This is a genomic window from Acidovorax sp. KKS102, from assembly GCF_000302535.1.
Taxonomy (GTDB): Bacteria; Pseudomonadota; Gammaproteobacteria; order Burkholderiales; family Burkholderiaceae_C; genus Acidovorax.
In genome coordinates this window covers 4,552,797-4,574,190 of the sequence record NC_018708.1, presented here as the reverse complement: position 1 = coordinate 4,574,190, position 21,394 = coordinate 4,552,797, and the positions used below count along the sequence as shown (strand labels likewise).

Annotated in this window: 20 protein-coding genes; 3 read left to right on the top strand and 17 right to left on the bottom strand. The window is 63.6% G+C overall.

Going from position 1 to position 21,394, the window contains the following annotated elements; genetic code table 11:
* Positions 1 to 39 precede the first annotated feature (39 nt).
* The 12 genes from C380_RS20935 to flgB form a co-directional block, all read right to left on the bottom strand.
* Entirely contained in the window at positions 40 to 1,287 is a 1,248-nt protein-coding gene (locus C380_RS20935) for an HDOD domain-containing protein (RefSeq protein ID WP_015015842.1), read from the bottom strand.
* Positions 1,288 to 1,420: 133 nt separating this feature from the next.
* Positions 1,421 to 2,644, bottom strand: coding sequence for a flagellar hook-associated protein FlgL (flgL, locus tag C380_RS20930; RefSeq protein WP_015015841.1), 1,224 nt, complete (start codon positions 2,642 to 2,644; stop codon positions 1,421 to 1,423).
* A gap of 30 nt (positions 2,645 to 2,674) precedes the next feature.
* Positions 2,675 to 4,699 carry a flagellar hook-associated protein FlgK gene (flgK, locus tag C380_RS20925; protein ID WP_015015840.1) on the bottom strand — a complete coding sequence of 675 codons (2,025 nt, stop codon included), beginning with the start codon at positions 4,697 to 4,699 and terminating at the stop codon, positions 2,675 to 2,677.
* A 25-nt stretch (positions 4,700 to 4,724) separates the two neighbouring features.
* Positions 4,725 to 5,645, bottom strand: coding sequence for a flagellar assembly peptidoglycan hydrolase FlgJ (gene flgJ, locus C380_RS20920; RefSeq protein WP_015015839.1), 921 nt, complete (start codon positions 5,643 to 5,645; stop codon positions 4,725 to 4,727).
* A gap of 152 nt (positions 5,646 to 5,797) precedes the next feature.
* Complete coding sequence (locus C380_RS20915) at positions 5,798 to 6,940, bottom strand: flagellar basal body P-ring protein FlgI (protein ID WP_015015838.1); 1,143 nt, start codon at positions 6,938 to 6,940, stop codon at positions 5,798 to 5,800.
* A 283-nt stretch (positions 6,941 to 7,223) separates the two neighbouring features.
* Positions 7,224 to 7,946 carry a flagellar basal body L-ring protein FlgH gene (locus C380_RS20910; protein ID WP_015015837.1) on the bottom strand — a complete coding sequence of 241 codons (723 nt, stop codon included), beginning with the start codon at positions 7,944 to 7,946 and terminating at the stop codon, positions 7,224 to 7,226.
* A 38-nt stretch (positions 7,947 to 7,984) separates the two neighbouring features.
* The gene (gene flgG, locus C380_RS20905) at positions 7,985 to 8,767 is read right to left on the bottom strand and encodes a flagellar basal-body rod protein FlgG (protein WP_015015836.1); all 783 of its coding nucleotides are present in this window, start codon (positions 8,765 to 8,767) and stop codon (positions 7,985 to 7,987) included.
* A 43-nt stretch (positions 8,768 to 8,810) separates the two neighbouring features.
* Positions 8,811 to 9,551, bottom strand: a complete 741-nt coding sequence (gene flgF / locus C380_RS20900) for a flagellar basal-body rod protein FlgF (protein WP_015015835.1) — start codon at positions 9,549 to 9,551, stop codon at positions 8,811 to 8,813.
* 46 nt (positions 9,552 to 9,597) lie between these two features.
* Positions 9,598 to 11,211 carry a flagellar hook protein FlgE gene (locus C380_RS20895; RefSeq protein WP_015015834.1) on the bottom strand — a complete coding sequence of 538 codons (1,614 nt, stop codon included), beginning with the start codon at positions 11,209 to 11,211 and terminating at the stop codon, positions 9,598 to 9,600.
* Positions 11,212 to 11,238: 27 nt separating this feature from the next.
* Positions 11,239 to 11,895: a flagellar hook assembly protein FlgD gene (locus C380_RS20890; protein WP_015015833.1), complete on the bottom strand. Its 657-nt coding sequence runs from the start codon at positions 11,893 to 11,895 to the stop codon at positions 11,239 to 11,241.
* Between the two features lie 30 nt (positions 11,896 to 11,925).
* A complete protein-coding gene (gene flgC / locus C380_RS20885; RefSeq protein ID WP_015015832.1) occupies positions 11,926 to 12,330 on the bottom strand; it encodes a flagellar basal body rod protein FlgC in 405 nt (134 codons plus the stop codon).
* A gap of 36 nt (positions 12,331 to 12,366) precedes the next feature.
* Positions 12,367 to 12,837 carry a flagellar basal body rod protein FlgB gene (gene flgB, locus C380_RS20880; RefSeq protein WP_015015831.1) on the bottom strand — a complete coding sequence of 157 codons (471 nt, stop codon included), beginning with the start codon at positions 12,835 to 12,837 and terminating at the stop codon, positions 12,367 to 12,369.
* 233 nt (positions 12,838 to 13,070) lie between these two features.
* On the opposite strand from flgB, the gene flgA reads away from it, so the two are divergent.
* From flgA to C380_RS20865, 3 genes are all read left to right on the top strand, one after another.
* Positions 13,071 to 13,883, top strand: coding sequence for a flagellar basal body P-ring formation chaperone FlgA (gene flgA, locus C380_RS20875; RefSeq protein ID WP_015015830.1), 813 nt, complete (start codon positions 13,071 to 13,073; stop codon positions 13,881 to 13,883).
* Between the two features lie 94 nt (positions 13,884 to 13,977).
* The gene (gene flgM / locus C380_RS20870) at positions 13,978 to 14,298 is read left to right on the top strand and encodes a flagellar biosynthesis anti-sigma factor FlgM (RefSeq protein WP_015015829.1); all 321 of its coding nucleotides are present in this window, start codon (positions 13,978 to 13,980) and stop codon (positions 14,296 to 14,298) included.
* 42 nt (positions 14,299 to 14,340) lie between these two features.
* Complete coding sequence (locus C380_RS20865; RefSeq protein WP_015015828.1) at positions 14,341 to 14,715, top strand: hypothetical protein; 375 nt, start codon at positions 14,341 to 14,343, stop codon at positions 14,713 to 14,715.
* A gap of 109 nt (positions 14,716 to 14,824) precedes the next feature.
* Here C380_RS20865 and C380_RS20860 read toward each other — a convergent pair whose 3' ends face one another.
* The 5 genes from C380_RS20860 to C380_RS20840 all read right to left on the bottom strand — a co-directional run bounded on the left by C380_RS20860 (position 14,825) and on the right by C380_RS20840 (position 21,220).
* Positions 14,825 to 15,541 (bottom strand): RNA polymerase sigma factor FliA, encoded by a 717-nt coding sequence (locus C380_RS20860; RefSeq protein WP_015015827.1) that lies wholly within the window; start codon positions 15,539 to 15,541, stop codon positions 14,825 to 14,827.
* Between the two features lie 166 nt (positions 15,542 to 15,707).
* Complete coding sequence (locus C380_RS20855; protein ID WP_015015826.1) at positions 15,708 to 16,505, bottom strand: hypothetical protein; 798 nt, start codon at positions 16,503 to 16,505, stop codon at positions 15,708 to 15,710.
* Entirely contained in the window at positions 16,498 to 17,991 is a 1,494-nt protein-coding gene (gene flhF / locus C380_RS20850; RefSeq protein WP_015015825.1) for a flagellar biosynthesis protein FlhF, read from the bottom strand. The genes C380_RS20855 and flhF overlap by 8 nt, the downstream gene beginning before the upstream one ends.
* On the bottom strand, positions 17,988 to 20,069 hold the full coding sequence (gene flhA / locus C380_RS20845) for a flagellar biosynthesis protein FlhA (RefSeq protein WP_015015824.1): 2,082 nt from the start codon (positions 20,067 to 20,069) through the stop codon (positions 17,988 to 17,990). The genes flhF and flhA overlap by 4 nt, the downstream gene beginning before the upstream one ends.
* Positions 20,066 to 21,220, bottom strand: a complete 1,155-nt coding sequence (locus tag C380_RS20840) for a flagellar biosynthesis protein FlhB (protein ID WP_015015823.1) — start codon at positions 21,218 to 21,220, stop codon at positions 20,066 to 20,068. Before C380_RS20840 ends, flhA begins: the two co-directional genes overlap by 4 nt.
* Positions 21,221 to 21,394 lie beyond the last annotated feature (174 nt).

Here is a 21,394-nt window from a genome sequence, read left to right as displayed (position 1 = left end):
CAGCCTCTGGGGAGGACACGTGCAGACGCTCGACAGGGCTTATTTTCTTTCCACTTCCAGATCAGACAACACCCGCAGCAGCGCGCGATTGACCTCTTCGAGGTCCATCTCGAAGGTCTCGCACAGCTGGCGAATGGCGCTGGCATCGTCGGTCTCCAGCGCACAGGCCATCTGCAGGCCGCCGGTGTAGGGGCCGGTGCGCAGCACGGTGGCGTCGTAGATGCGTTCGGACAGGGGCAGGCGCTTGAGGATGGTGCCGAGGGGCTCGCCCAGCAGCTCGTCGAGCTGGGAGAGCAGGCCGCACAGGTAGATCTCGCGGCGCAGGTCGTTCTCGATGCCCGCGTCCAGCAGCCGTGCCGTGAGCTGGGCACGCATCACCATGGCTTCGCGCACGGGCTGCATGTTGGCCTCGGTACTCGCATGGGGCAGCTGGTCGGACAGCCAGCGCTTGATGGAGCTGTAGCCCATCATCACAAGGCCCCGGCGCAGCGAATCGATACCCGTGCGCAGGCCCAGGGCGGCCGAGTTGGTGTAGACCATGAAGCGGTAGGCGAGCAGCGGATCCTCGCCCATGATGTCTTCAAACGTCTCCAGCGACTGCTCGTCGTCGATGGCCTTCATGAGCTTGAAGATCACCGCGTGTGACGGCTGCTGCGGGTGGTGGCGCAGGCTGTAGAGCACGTCCTCGGTCGGCCAGCCGGCCAGGGCCATCGCGTTGCCCTGGTCCAGGCAGTGTTCCATGAGGGCTCGGCTGGCAATGTTTTCGTACATCTGGCCAGCCAGCACCGGGCTGGGAGCCCGCTTGGCCGCCGGTGGGGGCGCAGCGGCTGCGGCGCTGCCCGGGCGGGGTGGTGTGGTCTGCAATGCGGCCACGGCGTCTTCGGGGCGCAGTGTTAGCAGGCTGTTGTCAAAGCAGCGGGCTATTTCGGGTTCGGGCAACTTGTCCATGTCGCCACGCCACACCAGGCGCAGCCCGCGCTGGTGCGCGGCCTTCACGCGGTCATAAATGGCCGAGTCCGACAGCCACTCGCCGCGCACCTCGATCCATGGCGCGGCACGCGGAGCGTTTTCGAGCAGGTCGCACAGCAGCTGGCGGGTCTGCGCCGAGATCAGCAGCGGCGGCGAACTGGCCGACCACAGCTCCTGCAGCGTGCGCAGCAGGTGGCCACCATCGACGGTGGCCGAGGCCCCGTTATGGGCGTACAACTGGATGCCTGCGAGTTTGCGGGCTCGGTTCCACAGAGGGCGGTAGCCCAGGATCAGGCTACCTAGGACGGATTGGACCATGTGCTCTCAGGCAAAAAACGGGGCCGGCCAGCACGCGCGGGATGGGAGTCGCCGCGTACACCAGCCGGTGCTGCCGCCTGGAGGCACCGGGTGCGCCGGACGCCACGCCCGAACACCCCTGCCGCGCAGGCTGCTAGCCAATAAAGTTGAACAGCGACAACTTCTGAACCTGCGCATAGGACTTGAGTGCAGCCTCATATCCCACCTGCTGGTTCTGGAAGTCCGATATGCCTTTGATCATATCGATATCCTCGGCCCGCGAGCGGTTGTCTTCGAGTTGGATGGCGCGTGTGTCCAGCTCCCCCTCAATGCGATCGGCCCGATTGAGCAGATCGCCGGCTAAGCCACGCGCCGCCTGCAGCCGGTTCATGGCTGCATCGATCTCGTTCAGCCCTCGAGCGATACCTTGCGTCAGCACGCCGGAGTTGGTGCTGCCGTCGGGGTTGTGTGAGTCGCGGATGGCGCCAATGGCGTTCTCTAGCACAGCGAACACATTCGATGGCTGGCTAGGTTTTATGTCAAAGCTGTCGCCTGTGACGGGCGCGCCTGTGAGCTTCAGTGATATTCCGTCGAAGGCTACGTTTGTGGGCGTGGTGTAAGGCTGGGCCGACAGCAAAGTAGCCGATGTCGTGGTATTCGTGACATCGTAGGTCCCCACGCCACCCACCACCGAGAACGTGATGCGGTAATCGTTGCCGGTCAGTGCTGAAGGATTCGTCACCTGCCCCACATCGGTCCAGACGTTGCCCGTGTTGGTGGCGCCCCGCGTCACCTCAAAAATGCCATTGCCGGTCGGCACGCTCATCCAAGCGGCGTCGCCATCGAGCACCTTGGCAATCTGCGTGTTTCCGCTGGCCTGCTGTCCCGGCAGCCCAGCAAAGTTGACCGATGTAGCTGTTCCCGTAAACGGCGCTTGTGCGCTACCCAGCGCCTGAAACAGTGGCTGGCCGTTGGCGTCCTGGCGATTGGCGTAGCCCAGAATCTGGTCGCGCAAGCCTACAAGCTGCTGCACGATGGCGTCACGTTCTGTCTGGGAGTATGCGCCATTGCCGGCGCTGACCACCAGTTCACGAAAGGCTTGCATTGCGTCCCCGGCCTGACCCAGAGCGGATTCCGCCAGCATCATAGTGTTGCGCTGCATGTCCAGCGCGCGCAGATCGGTCTCGTTGCGCGACAAGCGCGTGAGAGCTCGCTCGGCTTGTGCTGCGGCCACTGGATCGTCGCTGGGGCGCACCACGCGCTTGCCAGAAGTCAGGTTTTCCTGCAGATTGGAAAGCGAGGTCTGGCGCTGGCTGATGTTGCGCACAGCCACGTCATATTGGTTGGCGGTGCTGAGCCTGTAAAGGGCGTTGCTCATAGTTGACTCCGTTCAGGTCTGCACAGGTGCCTAGCGGCCCAGACCCTGGATCAGCGTATCGAAGATATTCTGTGCGATCTGGATCATCTTGGCCGAGGCTTGGTATGCCTGCTGGTACTGAATCAGCCGGGCAGCTTCCTCGTCGAGGTTGACACCCGAAACGGCCGTGCGGTCGCGCTCCAGATTGGCTGCGATAGAGGAGGACAGTTCGGCGGCAAATTGTGCACTTTGCGTGCGTGTACCCACCTGCGCCATAGCGCTCGCAAATCCGTCAGACAATGTCGCGCCATCGAACATCGGCACGTCGCGCAAGCCCATCAGCGCACTGGCATTTCCGGTGTCGCGCTTATACCAGTCGCTGTACTGGGGATCGGTGGCGTTGCCGATCATGACGGTGTCGCCGCTTTTTGGTGCGCCCTGCAGTGTGATCTGCCAGCCGTTAATGTTGATGGCTTGCCCGGAGTTGTAACTGTAGACTGGCGGTGGCCCGGGGTGTAGTGGCGCGATAGGTATGGGCGGGTTGGTGGATATTTCCACTGGCGTGCTCGCCGTGCCAGCAATGGTAAAGCCCCCTGTGCCGTCAAAGTTCAGGGTAACGTTGGTGCCAATGGGCGGTGGCGCTAGCGCTGGTATGCCGGTTGCCCGGAGGTTTGTCAGCTGCAGCGTGCCGCCGTTGGTTTTTCCCATCGCGGCGTTGATAGGATTCGCAGCCGCCAGGTCGGCCGGGGAATATTGCAATGACTTGAGCAGCGCAGCCGCACCCACTAAGGGATTTACAAGGAATTTTTCGTTGGCCGCAGCACCCGGGAACGCAACGATTGGCGGTGGGGTGCTCCCATCAGTGAGAGCCAGTCCATCGTTACCCATGATGGTTGTCAGCTCGCCAATGGTGGCAAATGTGAATACCTTGTTGTCCGAGTGCCTTGTGACCGAACCGGCTGTGGTTCCCGTGAATGCGATTTCGTAACTGGACGCCTGCAGCTTGGTAGGGTCGGCGACCTGCAGACCCATGGTGGCTCCCGAAGTGTTGCTACTCCCTGTGGCGGCATTGCCCAGGCTGATCGGTGCGAACAGGTTTTCCCCTGGTTGGCCGTTCAGCGTCAGGCCCAACTTGTTCTGAGAATTCATGGTTTCGCTTATAGCTACCGACATGCGGCCCAAAAGGTTACGCCCCTCTGCAAGGTCGTTGTTCTGGAAGCGCAGCAAGCCTGCTATCTGGCCGCCGCCGAGCATGCTTTCGTTTAGCTCCACCTTGGAGGAAGAGCTGGGTGCCAGAAAACTCAGAACCTTCTTGCCGCTGCCTGCACCAAAGTCAGTCGGGTCGTCAATCGATAGTGTGGCTGGCTGGTTGCCCAGCACCAGCGGCTGGCTACCAGCCACAAACACGCTGACGGTGCCGTCATCTGCAGCTACTTGCGAGGTTTGGATGTGCTGGTTGAGCTCGCGTATGAGCTGGTCACGCTGGTCCAGCAGGTCGTTAGCGGGCTGGCCGTTACCCTTAGCGCGGGCAATCTGCTCGTTGATACCGGCAATGTTTTTGGCCAGGCTGTTGACGGCAAGCATGCCCCCCTTGAGTTGCTCGGCCACGGTGTAGCCAATCTCGTCGAGGCGCTGCGATGCATCGCGCATGCGCGATGCCATTTCATCCATACGCGTCAGGGCCACGTTGCGGGCCGTGAGGTCCAGCGGGCTGCTGACCACATCTGACAGCGCATTCATCATGTCGTTGATAGACGCGCCAATGCCACTGGCACCTCCGCTGAAAACCTCCTGTAATTGCCGTAGGCGGTCCATGCGTACCGTGTCACCTGCATCCACCGCCGAGGCTGCCGTGGACTGGCGAGTGAGCAGTTCGCTGTGGTTGCGCTGGATGGTTTGCACATCTACGCCCTTCCCGATGTAGCCACCGCCCGTGAACTGGCCCTGGACGGTTTGCAGCACCACCGTCTGGCGCGAATAGCCGGGTGTATTGACGTTGGCAATGTTGTGGCCTGCCGTCTGCAAGGCCACCTGGTTGGCCAGCAGGGCGCGGGCGCCGACGTTGAGCAGACTCATGGCTTACCTCGGTTCTTCTCGTCCATCACGCCTGGGCGCGCTGTACACGCAGCGCGCTGTTGATGGCGCCGCTGAGCTTCTTGGCGTACTCGGGGTCGGTGGCGTATCCGGCCTTTTGCAGCTCGGCCGCATAGGCCACGGCAGAACCCGTCTTGGCGGTGGCCTGGGCTTTCTCGTAGCGCGGGTTGTCGGTGATGAGCTTGGCGTAGTCGCGGAACGAGTCCTCGTACGAGTCGTATGCGCGGAACTTGGCCACCACCTTGCGCGGAGTGCCGTTGATGTATTCGGTGGTCGTGATCTCGGCCACCTTGCCAGTCCAGCCCTTGCCGGCCTTGATGCCGAACAGGTTGAACGAGTTGCCGCCATTGGCGGTCTTGATTTCACTCTTGCCCCAGCCGGTTTCGTGCCCGGCCTGGCCCAGCATGAAGCTGGCGGGAATCCCGCTTTCCTGCGCCACGCGCTCGGCGGTGCCGCTGAGGTGCTGCACAAAGCCTTCGCGGCCCTTGGGCACTGGCAGGGTGGTATCGACGGACGAGGTGTTGGCGGAAGCCGCCGACCGGTTCTGTGCCTGCGGCAGGCTGAGCGTGGACGGCACCGAGAAGTTGGTGTCCGCACCGCCCATCTGGCGCGAAAGCTGGCGGGCGATGGCTTCTGATAGACCGCCCTGTAGGCCTGACATGTTGACCGATAGCTGCTGGTCCAGCATGTCCTGGCCCAGGTTGGCCTGCTCGCCTTCCATGAGGCCGGACTTCATCGTGGCGTCGCGCATGCTCTTGATGAGTTCGCGCATGAACAGCGATTCAAACTGCTTGGCCGCCTCGCGCGTGACCTGTGCTCTGTTGGCGGTGCCCGCTTCGTACTTGAGGGAGTTGAGCGAGCGGATATCGACGGCCAGCGCGTTCGACGGGCTGGTGGTGCTACCGGAGGAAGGGAGTGTGAGGGCCATGGTCAAGCCTCTTGCGGTGGGGCACCCACAGGCTGTGAGTCTGGCGCGGCGCAGGCCCGTGCTCCCGTGGAACTGGCTTTGCCAGGCCACCGGGTGCGTTCCCCTCCCGCAGGAGAGGGGGAAGGCGCGAAGCGACTCAGGGGGTGCTTCATTCAGATCACCTCCAGCTCGGCGTTGAGCGCGCCGGCGGCCTTGATGGCCTGCAGGATGGCCAGTAGGTCTCCGGGCGTGGCGCCCAGCGTGTTGAGGGCCTTGACCACGTCGGCCAGCTGTGGCGACGCAGGCATCTGGATCACGTTGCCCGGCTCCTGGTTGATGGTGATGTCGCTCTTTTGCGTGACCACCGTCTGCCCTTGCGAGAGCGGGTTGGGCTGGCTGATGACAGGTGTGCTGCTGATGGTGATCGACAGGTTGCCGTGGGCGATGGCGCATGGCCCCAGCGTGACCGCCTGGTTGAGCACCACCGAGCCCGTGCGGGCGTTGATGACGACCTTGGCCGAGGGGGTGGAGGTTTCGAGCGGCAGCTCCTCCAGGTCGGCAATGAAGCCCACGCGGGCGCCGGGGTCGATGGGCGCGCGCACCTGCACCGTGCGGCCGTCCAGCGCGGTGGCCAGGCCGTTGCCCAGCTTGGCGTTGATCACCTGCGCCACGCGGCGGGCGGTCTGGAAGTCCGAGGCATTCAGGCCCAGGTTGATGGTGTCGCCTTCGTTCAGGGGGGTGGGCACGGCCCGCTCCACCTGCGCGCCCAGCGGAATGCGACCTGCGCTCAGGTGATTGATCTGCACTTTGCTGCCACCGGACGATGCGCCTGCACCGCCCACCACCATGTTGCCCTGTGCCAGCGCATAGATTTCGCCGTCAGCGCCGCGCAGCGGTGTGACGATGAGAGTGCCGCCCTTGAGCGACTTGGCGTTGCCCATGGACGAAACGTTCACGTCGATTTGCTGGCCCGGCTGGGCAAAGGCGGGCAGTTGCGCCGTGACGATTACCGCCGCTACGTTCTTGAGCTGCAACTGCGACGCCGTGCCGGGGGGCAGGCTGATGCCCATCTGCTGCAGGTAGTTGGACATGGCCTGCGTGGTGTAGGGCATCTGCGTGGTCTGGTCGCCCGTGCCGTCCAGCCCCACGACCAGGCCGTAGCCCGTCAGCTGGTTGCTGCGCACGCCCTGCACTGCCGCCACTTCCTTGATGCGCAAGGCCTGTGCAGGCGTTGCCAGACCTGCGGCCGCCAGGGCCAGCAGCAGCCACAGCGCGCGCGCCGTGCGGGTCAGGGGGGAGTGGGACGAGGCTTTCATGGCATTCATTGTGGTGGGCCATGGCCAGAACTAAAACCCAAAAAGAAGCGGGTTCACCGGCTTATTGGCTGGGTCCTTAGCCGCGTTGGCAAGGGGGGCGTAGGCACGGCCTGCGAGCGGTCTGACAGGCCATTTTTGAGCAAAAATGGCCAGAAGCGCTAGTGCAATATGCGCTGATAGCTATCAAATTCGTAGTGAACAAAGGCAACGCCCAGCCTTCCGTCAGATGCCGGAAGGACTGGGGGCATGGGCGCACTGGGCGCACTCAGGGCGCCCGGGCTGGTCAGAACGGCGTGACGGTGTTGAAGAAGCGGCCCATCCAGCCCATGGCCTGGGCTTCGTTCTGTGCGCCGCGTCCGCGCGATTCGACGCGCACGTTGGCCACCTGGGTCGAGTTCACGATGCTGCCGGGTTGTAGCGCGCGGGGGTCCACCGTGCCCGAAAAGCGCAGCACATCCACGTTCTGGTTCACGCCGATCTGCTTCTCGCCGGTGATGACCAGGTGCCCGTTGGGCAGCACATCCACCACCGTGGCGGTGATGGAACCGGTGAAGGTGTTGGCGCTTTCCGTGCCGCCCTTGCCGGAGAACGCATTGCCCGAATTGGCGCCCACGCCCAGCTTGTCGGTGAAGGTCTTGCTGGTGAAGGGCAGGGCCGTCACGCCGGCCGAGACTTCGGAGGTGCGGTCCACCGTGGAGGACGACTTCTGGCTGGCCGTCACGTTTTCCACGATCTGGATGGTCACGTTGTCGCCCACCAGGCGCGCGCGCCGGTCTTCAAACGCGGGGCGGTAGCTGGCGTTGTGGAACAGCCCTCCCGTCACCGGGGGCGGGGTGCGCGGCGCAGCGGCCAGCGGTGGCGGGGTGGTGGGCAGGATGTCCACCGGCGGCGGTGGCGACAGGGTGGCGCAGCCGGCGCACAGCAGTGCTGCGCCCAGCGCGGGGATGCCCGCACGCAGCGAGCCAAGTGCCTGCAGCAGGCGAAGAGGGCGTGTGAAAGTGCGCATGGCGAAGGTCCTGGGCAAAAGCGCGGGGGGCATTCCGGTCACAGCTGGGCGAGTTTGGCCAGCATCTGGTCCGAGGTCTGGATGGCCTTGGAATTCATCTCGTAGGCGCGCTGGGTCTGGATCATGGTGACCAGCTCTTCCACCACGTTGACGTTGGAGGCTTCCAGAAACCCTTGCTTGATGATGCCCAGGCCGTTCGTGCCGGGGGTGCCTTGCTGGGGCTGGCCGGACGCAGCGGATTCCTTGAACAGGTTCTGCCCGATGGGCTCCAGGCCGGCCGGGTTGATGAAGCTGGCCATGGCCAGGTTGCCCACGGTCTGCGGCTGCGTATTGCCCGGCACCGTGACCGCCACGGCACCTTCGGCGCTGATAGTGACGCTGGTGGCATTGGCCGGAATGGTGATGCCGTTGACCACGGGCAGCCCGCTGGACGTGACCATGCGGCCCTGCGCATCGACCTGGAACGAGCCGTCGCGGGTGTAGCCCACGGTGCCGTCGGGCATGGTCACTTCAAAGAAGCCGTTGCCGTTGATGGCGACATCCAGGTTGTTCTTGGACTCCTGAAGGCTGCCCTGCATGAAGTTGCGGCTGGTGGCCACCGTGCGCACGCCCAGGCCCAGGTGCAGGCCGGTGGGCAGCTGGTTCTGCTCGGTGGTGTTGGCGCCCACCTGGCGCAGGTTCTGGTAGATCAGGTCTTCGAACACCGCGTTGTTGCGCTTGTAGCCGGTGGTGGAGACGTTGGCCAGGTTGTGCGAGATGACGTCGAGTTGGGTCTGCTGGGCAGACATGCCGGTCTTGGCGATCCAGAGGGAGTTGATCATGGTGCTTCCTTTTGGCGGGTGCGTGCAGGGTGGGGCAGCGGCATCAGCCGTTCATGCTCAGCAACTGGCTGGCGGTCTTGTCGTTGGTTTCGGCGGTCTGCAGCAGCTTCATCTGCTGCTCGAACTGGCGCGAAGCAGCGATCATCCCGACCATGCATTCGACCGGGTTCACGTTCGAGCCCTCCAGCGCGCCCGACAGCATGCGGGCGTTGGCGTCGTTGGGCATGGGGTCGCCCGAGGTGGTGCGAAACAGCCCGTCGTCGCCGCGTTTGAGCGGGTCTTCGGGCGTGGGCGTGGCCAGCTTGAGGCGGCCAATGGCCTGGGCGGGCTGGCCCGGAATCTTGGAGGTCACGGTGCCGTCCGACCCGAGCGATACATCGGCTCCGGGCGGCACGTCGATGGGCGCGCCGCCGTCCGACAGCACGGGCAGTCCGGTCGGTGTGAGCAGCTGGCCTGTGGCCGACACTTCAAAGCTGCCGGCGCGGGTGTAGGCCTCGGTGCCATCCAGCCCCTGCACGGCAAACCAGGCATTGCCTGCGGCCATGGCGTCGAGGTTGCGGCCGGTGCGCTGCACGGGGCCAGGAGTGTTGACATAGCCCGAAGTGGCCTCCAGCGCAAACACGCGCGTCTTGGCGCCGTCGCCTTGCAGCGGCACCGAGCGGAAGGTGGACATCTCGGCGCGGAACCCGCCGGTGGACACGTTGGCCAGGTTGTTGGACAGCACCGCCTGCCGGTGGGCGGCGGCGTTGGCGCCTGTCATCGAGGTGTAGATGATGCGGTCCATGGGGGCTCTCCGGGGTCCTGTACAGGTTCAGTAGGGGCTCAGTCGATCAGCGCAGGTTGACCAGGGTGGACATCACCTGGTCTTGCGTCTTGATGGTCTGTGCGTTGGCCTGGTAGGCGCGCTGGGCGGTCATCATGTTCACCAGCTCGGCGGTGAGGTCCACGTTGGAGTCCTCCAGGGCGCCCGAGCGCAGGGCGCCGAAATTGCCGTCACCCGGTGTACCCATAACAGCCGGGCCAGAGTCAAACGACTCCACCCAGTTGTTGCCGCCCACGGCCAGTAACCCCTGTGGATTGCGGAAGTTGGCCAAAGCGACTTGTGCTTCTGCACGGGTCACGCCATTGGAGTAGCTGGCCATGACCATGCCGTCATTGGAGATGTTGATGCTTGTGAGATCACCCGAGGCGTAGCCGTCTTGCTTGAGGTCCGCGACAGCGAATTTGCTGCCGAATTGGGTGGCTGCGCTGAGGTCTAATTTGACGTCAAACGGGGGAAGGGCATTCGGATTGGCAGGATCGGGATGTACCCTCAAATTGATATCCTGGCCACTGATAAGTACGCCGGCGTTATCGAACTCAAGCGTTCCCACGGAAGTGGCTGTAGGGCTTAACGAGTCGTAGACCGCCCATTGGTTTGTATTGGTTTTGGAGAAATAGAGATTCACTGGTGTAGCTACGCCTTGTGAATCGAAAACATTGAGTGAGGTGCCGTAAGTGGAGCGTGGTGCGGCGAGCTCTATCGTTTCCGCGCTGCCGCCCACTCGGGAGGATGTGACGCTAAAAGTGTTGCCCAACTGTGTCATTGCCGATAAGTCCGCCGTGACGGGGAATGTCAGAGCGTTGGCTGCAGTCAATGTGAGGGGAATGTTACCCCCCGTAGCGATGTTCCCTGTTGTTGAGTCGAAGGTAACAGTGCCCACGGATGTGGTACTCGTCAGACTGTCAAAGACATTCCATTCACCAGGATTGGACGTTTTCTCGAAATACAGATTCACTGGGATTACGGTCCCTTGTGGATCGAAGACGGTTACTGAGGTGCTGTAAGTGTTGCGTGGAGTGGGTGGAACCGCTGCAGCTGCATCAGTTGCGGTGGCATTGAGGTTGCCGCTGGCTTTGATTGAAGACGTTGCTACTGCCGGGACGGGAGTAGGGGCCTTGACGCGTGCGTCAAGGTTGAGTACAGCGGTGATGCTAGAGGTGGCCTTGGCCTGGATGGGAGCCCCAGTTGGGAAGCTGAGAGCTTGAGCCTCGGAGGTGCTGAGTCCGGTGGTGGAATCCACCTTGAATCCCATTACCTGAGCACCTCCGGTGGTTACCAAGTCGCCTGCCTTATCCAGCTTGAAATTGCCAGCGCGTGTATAGGCGAACGATTCATCCGGCTGCTTCACCTTAAAAAAACCATTGCCGTTAATTGCCACATCGAGGTTGTTACCCGTTACGGTGACGTTGCCCTGTGAGAATTGCTGGGCTACCGCAGCTACTTCGACACCGATACCGTAGCTACTGCCACCAGCAGCTCCCATGGAGGAAGCCATCAAGTCAGCAAATTCCGCACGTGAGGCCTTGAAGCCTGTGGTGTTGGCATTGGCTATGTTGTGGCCAATGACGTCCAGGTTCTTGCTTGAGACGTTCAGGCCCGAAAGACCTTGTTGGAAACCCATGGTGGTACTCCTTAGATGAAACGGAAATTACAGAATGGCCTTGATGCCTGATTGGGCGGTCATGCCACCGCGAGAGAGTTGCATTTGTAAGGTGCCGTTCTCCATGCTGATGGCCGAAACGGTATCTGTCGTCAGGGCTGTAGACGCTACGGTGGCTTCACCATTAGTGGCAAGGACCTTGAAGCGCAGCGAGCTGTTGCCTTGGTATTGGGACGCATCCCACGCAAAGTTGTAGCGGCCCGCTGACAGCGAGCCCATATCGATCGTGCCCACCTCTTTGCCGGTGGAGTCGAGGACCTGAACCTTCACGCTGGCGGCAGAGCCTGCAAGGTCGAAGGCAGCAGTAGCCTTTTTGGTTTCACTGTCGAGCGCAAGATCGTCGCCTCCTACCAGTACCTTACGGCCCACCATGGAGCTGCCCTGCATCAGCTGCTGAGACGCGATTTGGCTGACCAGTCCTTTGACGGTTTCATTGAGCTGCTGAACACCCGTTACTGTGTTGATCTGCGCAATCTGCGAAGTCATCTGGGCGTTGTCCAAGGGGTTCATCGGATCCTGGTTGTTCAACTGCGCAACCAGCAGTTTCAAAAAGCGGTCTTGCGCGGCGGCGGGATCAGTGGATGCGTTGGCCTTTGTGCCGGAGGAGTCCGTCACCGTGGGGGCGTTGGTGGCACTGAGAATCATGGTGGTGTCCTTTTGAAGCAGGCGCTTGCCTTACTGGCCCATCTGCAGGGTCTTGAGGAGCAGCGACTTGGCCGTGTTCATGACCTCGACGTTGTTCTGGTACGAGCGCGAGGCGGAGATCATGTTGACCATCTCCTCCACGGCATTGACGTTGGAGTGGGTCACGTAGCCCTCGGCGTCCGCCGAGGGGTGGCTGGGATCGTGCACACGCCGGCCCGGCACGTTGCTTTCGCTGATGCCGCTGACCTTCACGCCCGCAGAGCTGTCGGCGCCCATGGGCGCTGTCTGGAACACCACTTGGCGTGCCTTATAGGCCTGACCGTCGGGACCGGCCACGGCATCCACGTTGGCCAGGTTGCTGGCCACCACGTTGAGCCGCTGCGACTGCGCGCTGATGGCGCTGCCGGACACATTGAAGATCGAGAACATGGACATGGGGTGGCTCGCTTTCTGAGCTGCTGGGCTGCGTGGTTATTGGCCCTGAATGGCGCTGAGCATGGTTTTGGCGTTGCCGTTGATGAACCGCAGCGTGGCTTCGTAGCGCACGGCGTTGTCCACGAAGTTGGCGCGCTCGCGGTCCAGGTCCACCGAGTTGTTGTCCAGGCTGGGCTGCGTCTGCACGGCGTAGCCGAGAGCGCCTTGCCGGTCGATGCTGGTGCTGGAATTCACGGTGGGCAGCGGAATGTGGTGCGGATCGGTGGTGCCGGCGGTTCCGTACGAGCCGCTGGTGGCCAGCCGCGTGATGGCCGCGCCGGGCGTGCCGGTGGCCGAAGATGTCACGCCCGTGGCCTCGCGCAGCGCATCGCCAAACTTGAAGTCCCGAGCCACATAGCCCGGCGTGTCGGCGTTGGCGATATTGCTGGCGATGGCGCGCTGGCGTTCACCGCGCAGCACCAGGGCGTTGCCGTGAAAATTCAGCTGGTTGGTCATCTTGTCAAGCATGTGTGCCTCACACCGTCGGTTGCAAAGTCGCCAGCCCGAGGGGCCTTTTTGGCGTTGCTTGATTATGGAAACCGCGCCTTTTTTCTAAAGCGCGAAGAAGTGGCAAATGGATGCGCAGTTCCGGGTTTTGCGTTCAAGGCGCGTGCCTATAGTTCTAGGGGTGAAATGGCCTCTGCCTTCCTCTGCGCACTGTGCGCGGGCAGTCTGGCCCGTCGATGCCCAAGGAGGCCCCCATGTCCACCCATTCCCTTTTGATGCATGCCCGCCACGGCGCTGTACTGCGCGGCGCGACCCGTTCGCCCCTGGTGGCCCGTGCCCGCGCTGTGCTGCGCATGCTGTGCTTGCTTGGGAGTGTGGCCGGGGTTCTGCTGGGTACTGCCGGTGTCGCTCATGCCCAGTCGGCGGCGGACCCTGCGGCAGACCTGGGCCCGCTCACCCAGCGCTGGCTGGACGATGCTTTGGCTCGCAACCAGTCCTCCGCACTGCCGCTGCGCATGGAAGTGAGTGTTGGCTCACTGGATTCGCGCCTGCGGCTGGCGCCCTGCGCGCGCGTTGAACCTTATCTCCCTGTGGGTGCTCGCCTGTGGGGCCGAACCCGACTGGGGCTGCGCTGTGTGGAAGGCGCGACCGCATGGAATGTGTTTTTACCCGTCACCATCAAAGCGTTTGGGCCCGCCTGGGTGCTGACGAACAATGTGGCGCCGGGCGCAGTATTGACTGCCAACGACGCCACCGAGGCCGAGGTGGATTGGGCGGCCGATGCCTCCCCCGTTCTGGCCAACCCCGATCTCTGGGTGGGTCAGACCGCCGCTCGCCAGCTCGTGGCGGGTCAGGCGGTGCGCCAGGCCATGGTGCGGGCCCCGCTGCTGTTCAAGGCGGGTGCGCAGGTCAAGGTGGTGGCCCAGGGGCCCGGCTATGCAGTCAGCTCGGCGGGACAGGCGTTGACGGCGGGCTCGGCTGGACAGACTGTGCGCGTACGCATGGAGAATGGGCGTATCGTGAGCGGAACTGTGAACGATTCTGGGACGGTGGACGTCACTCTGTGATGACGCACCGGTAATAAATGGCTAAAGTCCGGGCCAAATGGGTCGAAAACATTGCTACTGATGCCCCACATCCAACGGGGTGGTGGAGAGAGCGATGAAGATAGGTCAAACACCGGAACTGCCGGGCGGGTTGCCGCCGACGGGGCTTGCCAAGCAAGCCAAGGCTCCCGCCAGCGCTGCGGAAGGAGCCACGAAAGACGCACTGGTTGCGTCATCCGCCGGTGTGCCCGTCACTGTGTCCACCGCAGCCCGTGCGCTCAGCCCTACCACCCGCAGCACGGCAGATTTTGACGCAGGGAAGGTCAAGGCTGTGCGCGCTGCCATCGAGAAGGGTGAATTTTCGGTCGACGCGGAAGCCATTGCCGACAAATTGTTGTCCAACGCCCAGGAGATCCTGTCCCGCTCGCGGGGCTGATCGGCGTTTTGTTAGAGGGCGCAATCCGTCGCACAATGCGCCATGACTCTGGAAGAATCTCTCTTAGCTGTTGAACAGCGGATCGAACAAGTCTCCGCCGCACTTCTCGCGGCAGATCCCACCTCCCTGGAAAAACACAGTACGGCTTTGCGCGATGCAGCAGCGGATTTCTCGCGTGCGCTCGAACAAGCCGCAGCGCGTGGCATGCCGCTACCGGCTTCGCTGCAGAAGCGTGCGGATGCCATCCGCACCATGCTGACTTTGCACCGTGATAGCCTGGCCCGGTTGGCCGCCGTCACCGACCGCCAGGCCGCGGGCTTGTTGCCTCCGTCCAATGCAGCTTCTACCTACGGGGATGGCCTGGGCGCGCGCGGAGCTGCGCCAGGCGTGGCGCGCATTTACCGCTCTGCAGGCTGAGCACCAAAGACTTTTCTGAGGGAGGGGCGGGCCGGGGCGCAAGAAGTGCCCTCACAGCCATTCAGTCTGAATGCCTCGTATTGCCCGGCTTGTTGCCCGACGCGCGGACTCAGTGCGCCCGCATCTTGGCGCGCAGGCGGGCAATCGACTGGCTGTGCAACTGGCACACCCGAGACTCGGTCACGCCCAGCACGGCGGCAATTTCCTTGAGGTTCATGTCATGTTCGTAATACATGCCCATGATGTGCTGCTCGCGCTCCGGCAGGGTCTTGATGGCGTTGACCAGTGATGTCTTGAGCCGCTGATCGCGCAGCAGTTCCACCGGGTCGGCCGCGCTGTCGGCGACGTGGCGGTCCAGAAACCCGTCCTCGTCGTCGTTGCCATGCGTCATGTCTTCCAGGTACACCAGCTGGGTGCCCCGCACCTTGCCCAGCAGGTTTTGGTAGTCCGCCAGGCTCATGCCCATTTCGCCGGCTATTTCAGACTCCAGGGGGCTGCGGCCCAGCTTTTGCTCCAGCCGGTGCACGGCGTGCTCGATGTCTTTCTGGCTCTTGCGCGAACTGCGGCTCATCCAGTCACCCTCGCGCAACTCGTCGAGCATGGCACCCCGGATGCGCTGGGTGGCAAAGGTTTCAAACTGCACGCCCTGCGCGACCTCATAGCGCGACAGGGCTTCGGCCAGTCCCATCATGCCGACCTGGATCAAGTCATCCAGCTCGACGTTGGGAGGCAGCTTGGCGATCATGTGGTGCGCAATCCTCCGTACCAGCGGTACATGCTGGCGGATCATGGCATCGCGATCAAGCTGGCCTTTGGCGGTGTACATAGAGAGGGTGTTATGCACTGGTAGGGCGGGTATGCGATCTTGTTCTGGAGCCGCTTGGGGGTGCCATCGCCCGAACTTCATCCGCCTCGCGGGACTGGCGACTGGTCAGACCGTTGGGGGCAGTGCGGGTCAACGTGGGTACGTAGAGGTGCATCACAGGCTCTGGTCAGTGGCTCCGGACAAAATGCGCAGGCATGCCTGTCAAGTTGCTGGGTGTCAGCGCAGCCAGCGCTCCGTTCATGGTGCCCGCATTTTCCAGCAGTTGCAAGGCCAGACGCTGAAGATCCTGGGGGTTCTGCGTGGCAATGGTGGTGGTGCGGATGGGGCCACCCAGATGGCGTTCGGCGCAGGCCTGCAGGGTCATCAACTGGGACTGGGCCTTGCGGCGTTCGGTGGCCGTGTTGCTGTGCAGCAAGGCTGCCACCATGCAGGGCAAGCCCGTGTGCAGCGCGATCTGCTTGAGGCTCTTGTAGCTCGTCATCACCCCCGCTGCGCCGCTGCCCATGACCACCAGCGGCACCGTGGCCGTGTGGGTGAGCAGGGGCCCCAGGGTGGACGCCGGTGCGTGAATCACCATCAGGCCGTAGGTCCTGAAGTAGGGCAACAGGCTTTCCATGGGTGATCGGGCGGTGTCACCGGCCTTGCGGCTCAGGTGCTGCAGCCCCTTGGCCGCTGGAATCACGGCGAGGGAGGATGCGGTGGCGCCCAGGTTCAGGCTGGCACCGTCATTCCATGTGGCGTGTTGCAGCAGGTGCAGCAGCCCGGGGCTGTCGTCGGACTCCTGCGCCGTACCGTCGAGCACCACCACCGGGTAGCCCAGCCGCTGCAGGCTGGCGCAGATCTGCCATAGCGTTTCCAGGCCGCTCGCCGTGTTGCCCTGGCTGGCGACTGCCAGCAGCCGCAGCTCTGCCTGCGGGGTGAGGCTGTGCAGGCTGGCCGCCTGGTGAAAACCCAGATCAAGCATCGACCAGCCCCCCCTCCGTCACGGTGTCGGGAGAGTGCGAAAAAAAGAAGTTCAGGTCCGTGGCCTTGGGGTCGAAGGCCGACTTGGCGGGCGACCGCATGGAGGCGCTGATGAGCTGGTGGGCGTTGGCACGCTCCCAGTCCTCGGGCACGCGCTGGCCGTTGGTCACGCCGCGCAGCACCATCTGGTGGCGGATCAGTGCGTCGATGGCGGGGCCCAGCTTCACGGCCTCGTCCACCTTGGACAGGATGGCCTGTTGCGAGCCGTCGGTTTTGAAGGCGGTTAGCACGTCATCCAGCGTGTCGCCATGGCAGCCGGCGTTGAGCACCAGCAGGCGGTTCACATGGGGCAGGTCCAGCACATCCAGCATGTCGCGCTTGCGGGGGTCCCTGGGGGCCACGCCGGTGGTGTCGATCAACACCATCTTCTTGCCGCTGAGCAGGCCCAGCAGGTCTTGCAGCGCGGCGCGGTCGTGCGCCAGGTGGGCCACGATGCCCAGCATGCGCCCGTAAGTGCGCAGTTGTTCGTGCGCGCCCACACGGTAGGTGTCCAGCGTGATCAGCCCCACACTGCCAGGGCCGTGAATGCGGGCGCACATGGCAGCCAGCTTGGCGGTGGTGGTGGTCTTGCCCACACCCGTAGAGCCCACCATGGCGAAGATGCCGCCCTGTTCATAAAGGGGGGGATCGGTCTGGTCGGTCTTGAGGTTGCGTTCCAGCACCTCCATCAGCCAGCGGACCGATTCGCCCGCCGACAGGTCTTCGGGCATGCGTTCGAGCACGGCGCGGGCCAGCGACGGGGAGTATCCGGCACGGATCATCTTCAGCATCAGGTTGGACTGGATCGGGTTCTGGCGCGCCTGCCCCAGCCAGGCCAGCGTGTTGAAGCGGTCTTCGATCAGCTCCTTCATCGCATGCAGTTCGTTCATCACGCTCTGGTTGTTCGACTGGATCAGGTGGGCGCTGGGAGTCTCCTGCCGGCGGCGTGGTGGCTCGGGCGGAATGTCCATCGGAATGGTGCGCAGCGGGTTGTGGCGCGCCACGGAGGGGGCGGGCATGCGCTCGCGTTCGGGCTCCTGGTCGCGGCTGCGTTCAGACAGTGTCTGGGGCTCCGACGGGCCGTTCAGGGCCTCGTGGCGGCGGCGCAGCATGCGCTCGCGCACATAGTCCTGGAACGACAACGTGCTCATGGCCAGCTGTTCGGTGTCTTCCTCGACCGGGTTGCGGCCCAGGCCCGATGCTGCTGCCGGCTGGCTGGTGCGCGGTGGGGCGCTGCGCGGGGTGCTGGGTGCCAGAAGGGGCGCATTGGACGAAGAGGCGGGGGCACCACCGTCCAGAGCCGACAGCGTGTCTTCGGCCGTGGCCACCACTTCCACGCCGTTGGCCGTGGGGCGGTTGGACAGGATCAGCGTGCCGTCGCCAAAGGCCATGCGCGCCTTGGCCAGAGCCTCCCGGGAGGTGGGGGCGGTAAAGCGTTTGATGTTCATGCTGATGCACCTTTAAGGATCGGCCCAATACGGATGGTGTGGGTCTCTGGAATTTCACTGTGTGCCAGCACCTGCAGGCGGGGCGCCACGCGGCGCACCAGACGGGAGATGGCATTGCGGATCTGGTCGGGAACCAGCAGGCAGGCGGGCAGGCCCATCTCTTCCTGCTTGAGGGCCACTTCAGCGGCCTTCTGTGTGAGGATGTCGGCCACTCCGGGGTCGAGCGCAGGGCCCGCCGTGTTGCCCAGGGCCTGCACCAGAAGGCGCTCCAGGCCGGGTTCGATGGCGATGACGTTGAGCTCGCGGGTGGGGCCGTAGATCTGCTGGACGATGGCAGGCGAGAGCGCAATGCGCACGCGGCGGGCCAGCTCGACGGGGTCGGAGACCGCACCGGCATGCTCGGCCAGCGTCTCGATGATGGTGCGGATATCGCGGATGTGCACAGACTCTTCCAGCAGCAGCTGGAGGACCTTCTGGAACGTTGCGATGGAGACCATTTTGGGGACCACTTCTTCGATGAGCTTGGGGGCCAGCTTGGCCACGTGCTCCACCAGCTGCTGCGTTTCGGTGCGGCTGAGGAGCTTGGCGGCTTGCACTTGCATCAAGTGTGACAAATGGGTGGCCATCACGGTTTCGGAATCAACGACGGTAAAACCCGCCATTTGTGCGGCTTCCTTCTGCCGATCGTCGATCCAGTGTGCTGGCAGGCCAAAGGCGGGGTCGGTGGTGGCCGTGCCGATCAATGGGGTGGTGATGCCGCCTGGGTTGATGGCCAGGAACATGCCGGGGAAGGCTTCGCCTTCGCCCACCACCACGCCGCGCAGCGTGATGCGGTAGCCGCTGGGCTTGAGTTCGAGGTTGTCGCGCACATGCACTGCCGGGGGGAGGAAGCCCACTTCCTGCGCAAACTTGCGGCGCACGCCCTTGATGCGGGTGAGCAGGTCGCCCTGGCGGCTCTTGTCCACCAGGCTGATCAGGCGGTAGCCCAGCTCCAGGCCCAGCAGGTCCACGGGTTGCAGGTCGTCCCAGGTGGCTTCGCCGTCGGTGACCGGTGGCGGAGGGGCCTCGACGACGGGCGGTACCTTCTGGCGCTCGTACATCATCCAGGCGCCATATCCCAGCAGGCCGCCCATGGTCAGGAACACCACATGTGGCATGCCAGGAATCAGGCCCAGCAGGATCAGGATGCCGGCTGTGACACCCAGCACGCGGGGCGACATGAACAGCTGCTGCACGATCTGGCGGCCCATGTCGTGGTCCTTGCCCACGCGGGAGATCACCATGGCGGCGGCCACCGAGATCAGCAGGCCGGGAATCTGCGCTACCAGCGCATCACCAATGGCCAGCAGGATGTAGCTGTCGGCCGCCTGCTTGGCCGACAGGTCGTGCTGCAACACGCCAATCGTGAAGCCGCCAATGATGTTGATGAGCAGAATCAGAATGCCCGCCACGGCATCGCCGCGCACAAACTTGGAGGCGCCGTCCATGGAGCCGAAGAAGTTGGCTTCTTCCGCCACTTCGGCGCGGCGGCGCTTGGCTTCCTTCTCGTCGATCAAGCCAGCGTTCAGGTCGGCATCCACCGCCATCTGTTTGCCGGGCATGGCGTCCAGGGTGAAGCGGGCCGACACTTCGGCAATGCGCTCCGCACCCTTGGTGATCACCACGAAGTTGATCACCACAAGGATCGCAAACACGATCAGACCGACCGCGAAGTTGCCGCCGATCAGGAAGTGGCCGAAGGCCTCGATCACCGCACCGGCAGCACCGGGGCCCTGGTGGCCCTCGAGCAGCACCACGCGCGTCGAGGCCACGTTCAGCGACAGGCGCATCAGCGTCGTCAGCAGCAGCACCGAAGGGAAGGCCGCGAAGTCCAGGGGGCGCAGCATGTAGGCTGCGACCATCATCACCATCAGCGCAACGGCGATGTTGAGCGTGAAGAAGGCATCCAGCAGCCACGGCGGGATGGGCAGCACCATCAACGCCAGAATCGCCACCACCAGTAGGGGGGCCGACAGGCCCTGCAGGGCGCTGGCGTTGGTGCCCGCCCACTGCTGCAAAGACTTTACGGAGGTGTTCATACGGCAGCACCTTGCACCGCGGTGCGGTTCAGCGGATCGAGTTCAGGGGGCACAAAAGGCTCCACCAGGCTGTCGGGCATGCGGCCTTCGCCACGCAGCGCGGCCTTGAGGCGGTACACATACGCCAGCACCTGGGCCACGGCGGTGTAGAGCGTGGCGGGGATGGCCTGGTCCAGCTCGGCATGGGCATACAGCGCGCGGGCCAGCATGGGCGACTGCAGCACGGGCACGTTGTGCTCCCGGGCCACATCGCGGATCTTCATGGCGATGAGGTCGGTGCCGCGCGAGATCACCTGGGGCGCACTCATGGTCTTCTCGTCGTACTTGAGGGCCACCGCATAGTGGGTCGGGTTCATCACCACAAAATCGGCCTTGGGCACGGCGCTCACGCTGGCGCGGTCGGCAATTTCGCGCTGCTTCTGGCGGATGCGGCCCTTGATGTGGGGGTTGCCGTCCGACTCCTTGTGCTCCTGCTTGACTTCCTCGTGAGACATCTTCAGCCGCTCCTTGAAGAAGAACGCCTGCAAAGGCACGTCCACCAAAGCGGCCAGGAACACGACCAGCAACAACAGGCTCATGCCCGAAGTCAGCCAGTCGGCAATCTGGCGAAGGGCCATGGGGGAGGGCTGCAGCACCAGCATGGCAACGGTTTCGATGCTGTTGCCCAGGAACTTCCAGGCCACATAGGTCAGGATGACCGTCATCAGCACCATCTTGGCCACGTTGGCCATCTGCTGCTTGGAAAACAGGTTGGCCAGCCCCGAGATCGGGTTGAGGCGGCTGAACTGGGGGGTGATGGGCTTGGCGCTGAGGATCCAGCCGCCCGCTCCGATGGCGCTGATCAGGGCCGCCGCGCTGGTCAGCGTGGCGAACACTGTGCTCGCGATCACGCCCACGATGACCATGTCCTGCAGCCGCGACAGCATGGTGCCCGGCGCCATCACCGTGGCCGCATTGAACGCCAGCTGCTGGCTCATGGCCCACTGCATGCGGTCCATCAGCTGTGGGGCCAGCAGCAGCATGCATGCGGCGCCCGCGCCCAGAATGGCCAAGTGCGACAGGTCGCGCGAGCGTGCCCCTTGGCCGTCTTCGCGCGCTTTTTGCAGCTTGCGCTCTGACGCGGGGAGGCTTTTTTCTTGGCTGGATTCCATGATGGCATGACGGCTGGGGTCATGCCATTGTCGTGAGCGACCTGGAAATCTAAAGGTGGATAAGGGGGCTGCCGCCCCCTCTTTTCGGTGAGGCCCGGGGTGTTTTCAGTCGCTGGCGGGCGTCTGCCCGCTACGGCCGATGGTCATCAGCATTTTCAAAAATGATAGCGGCTA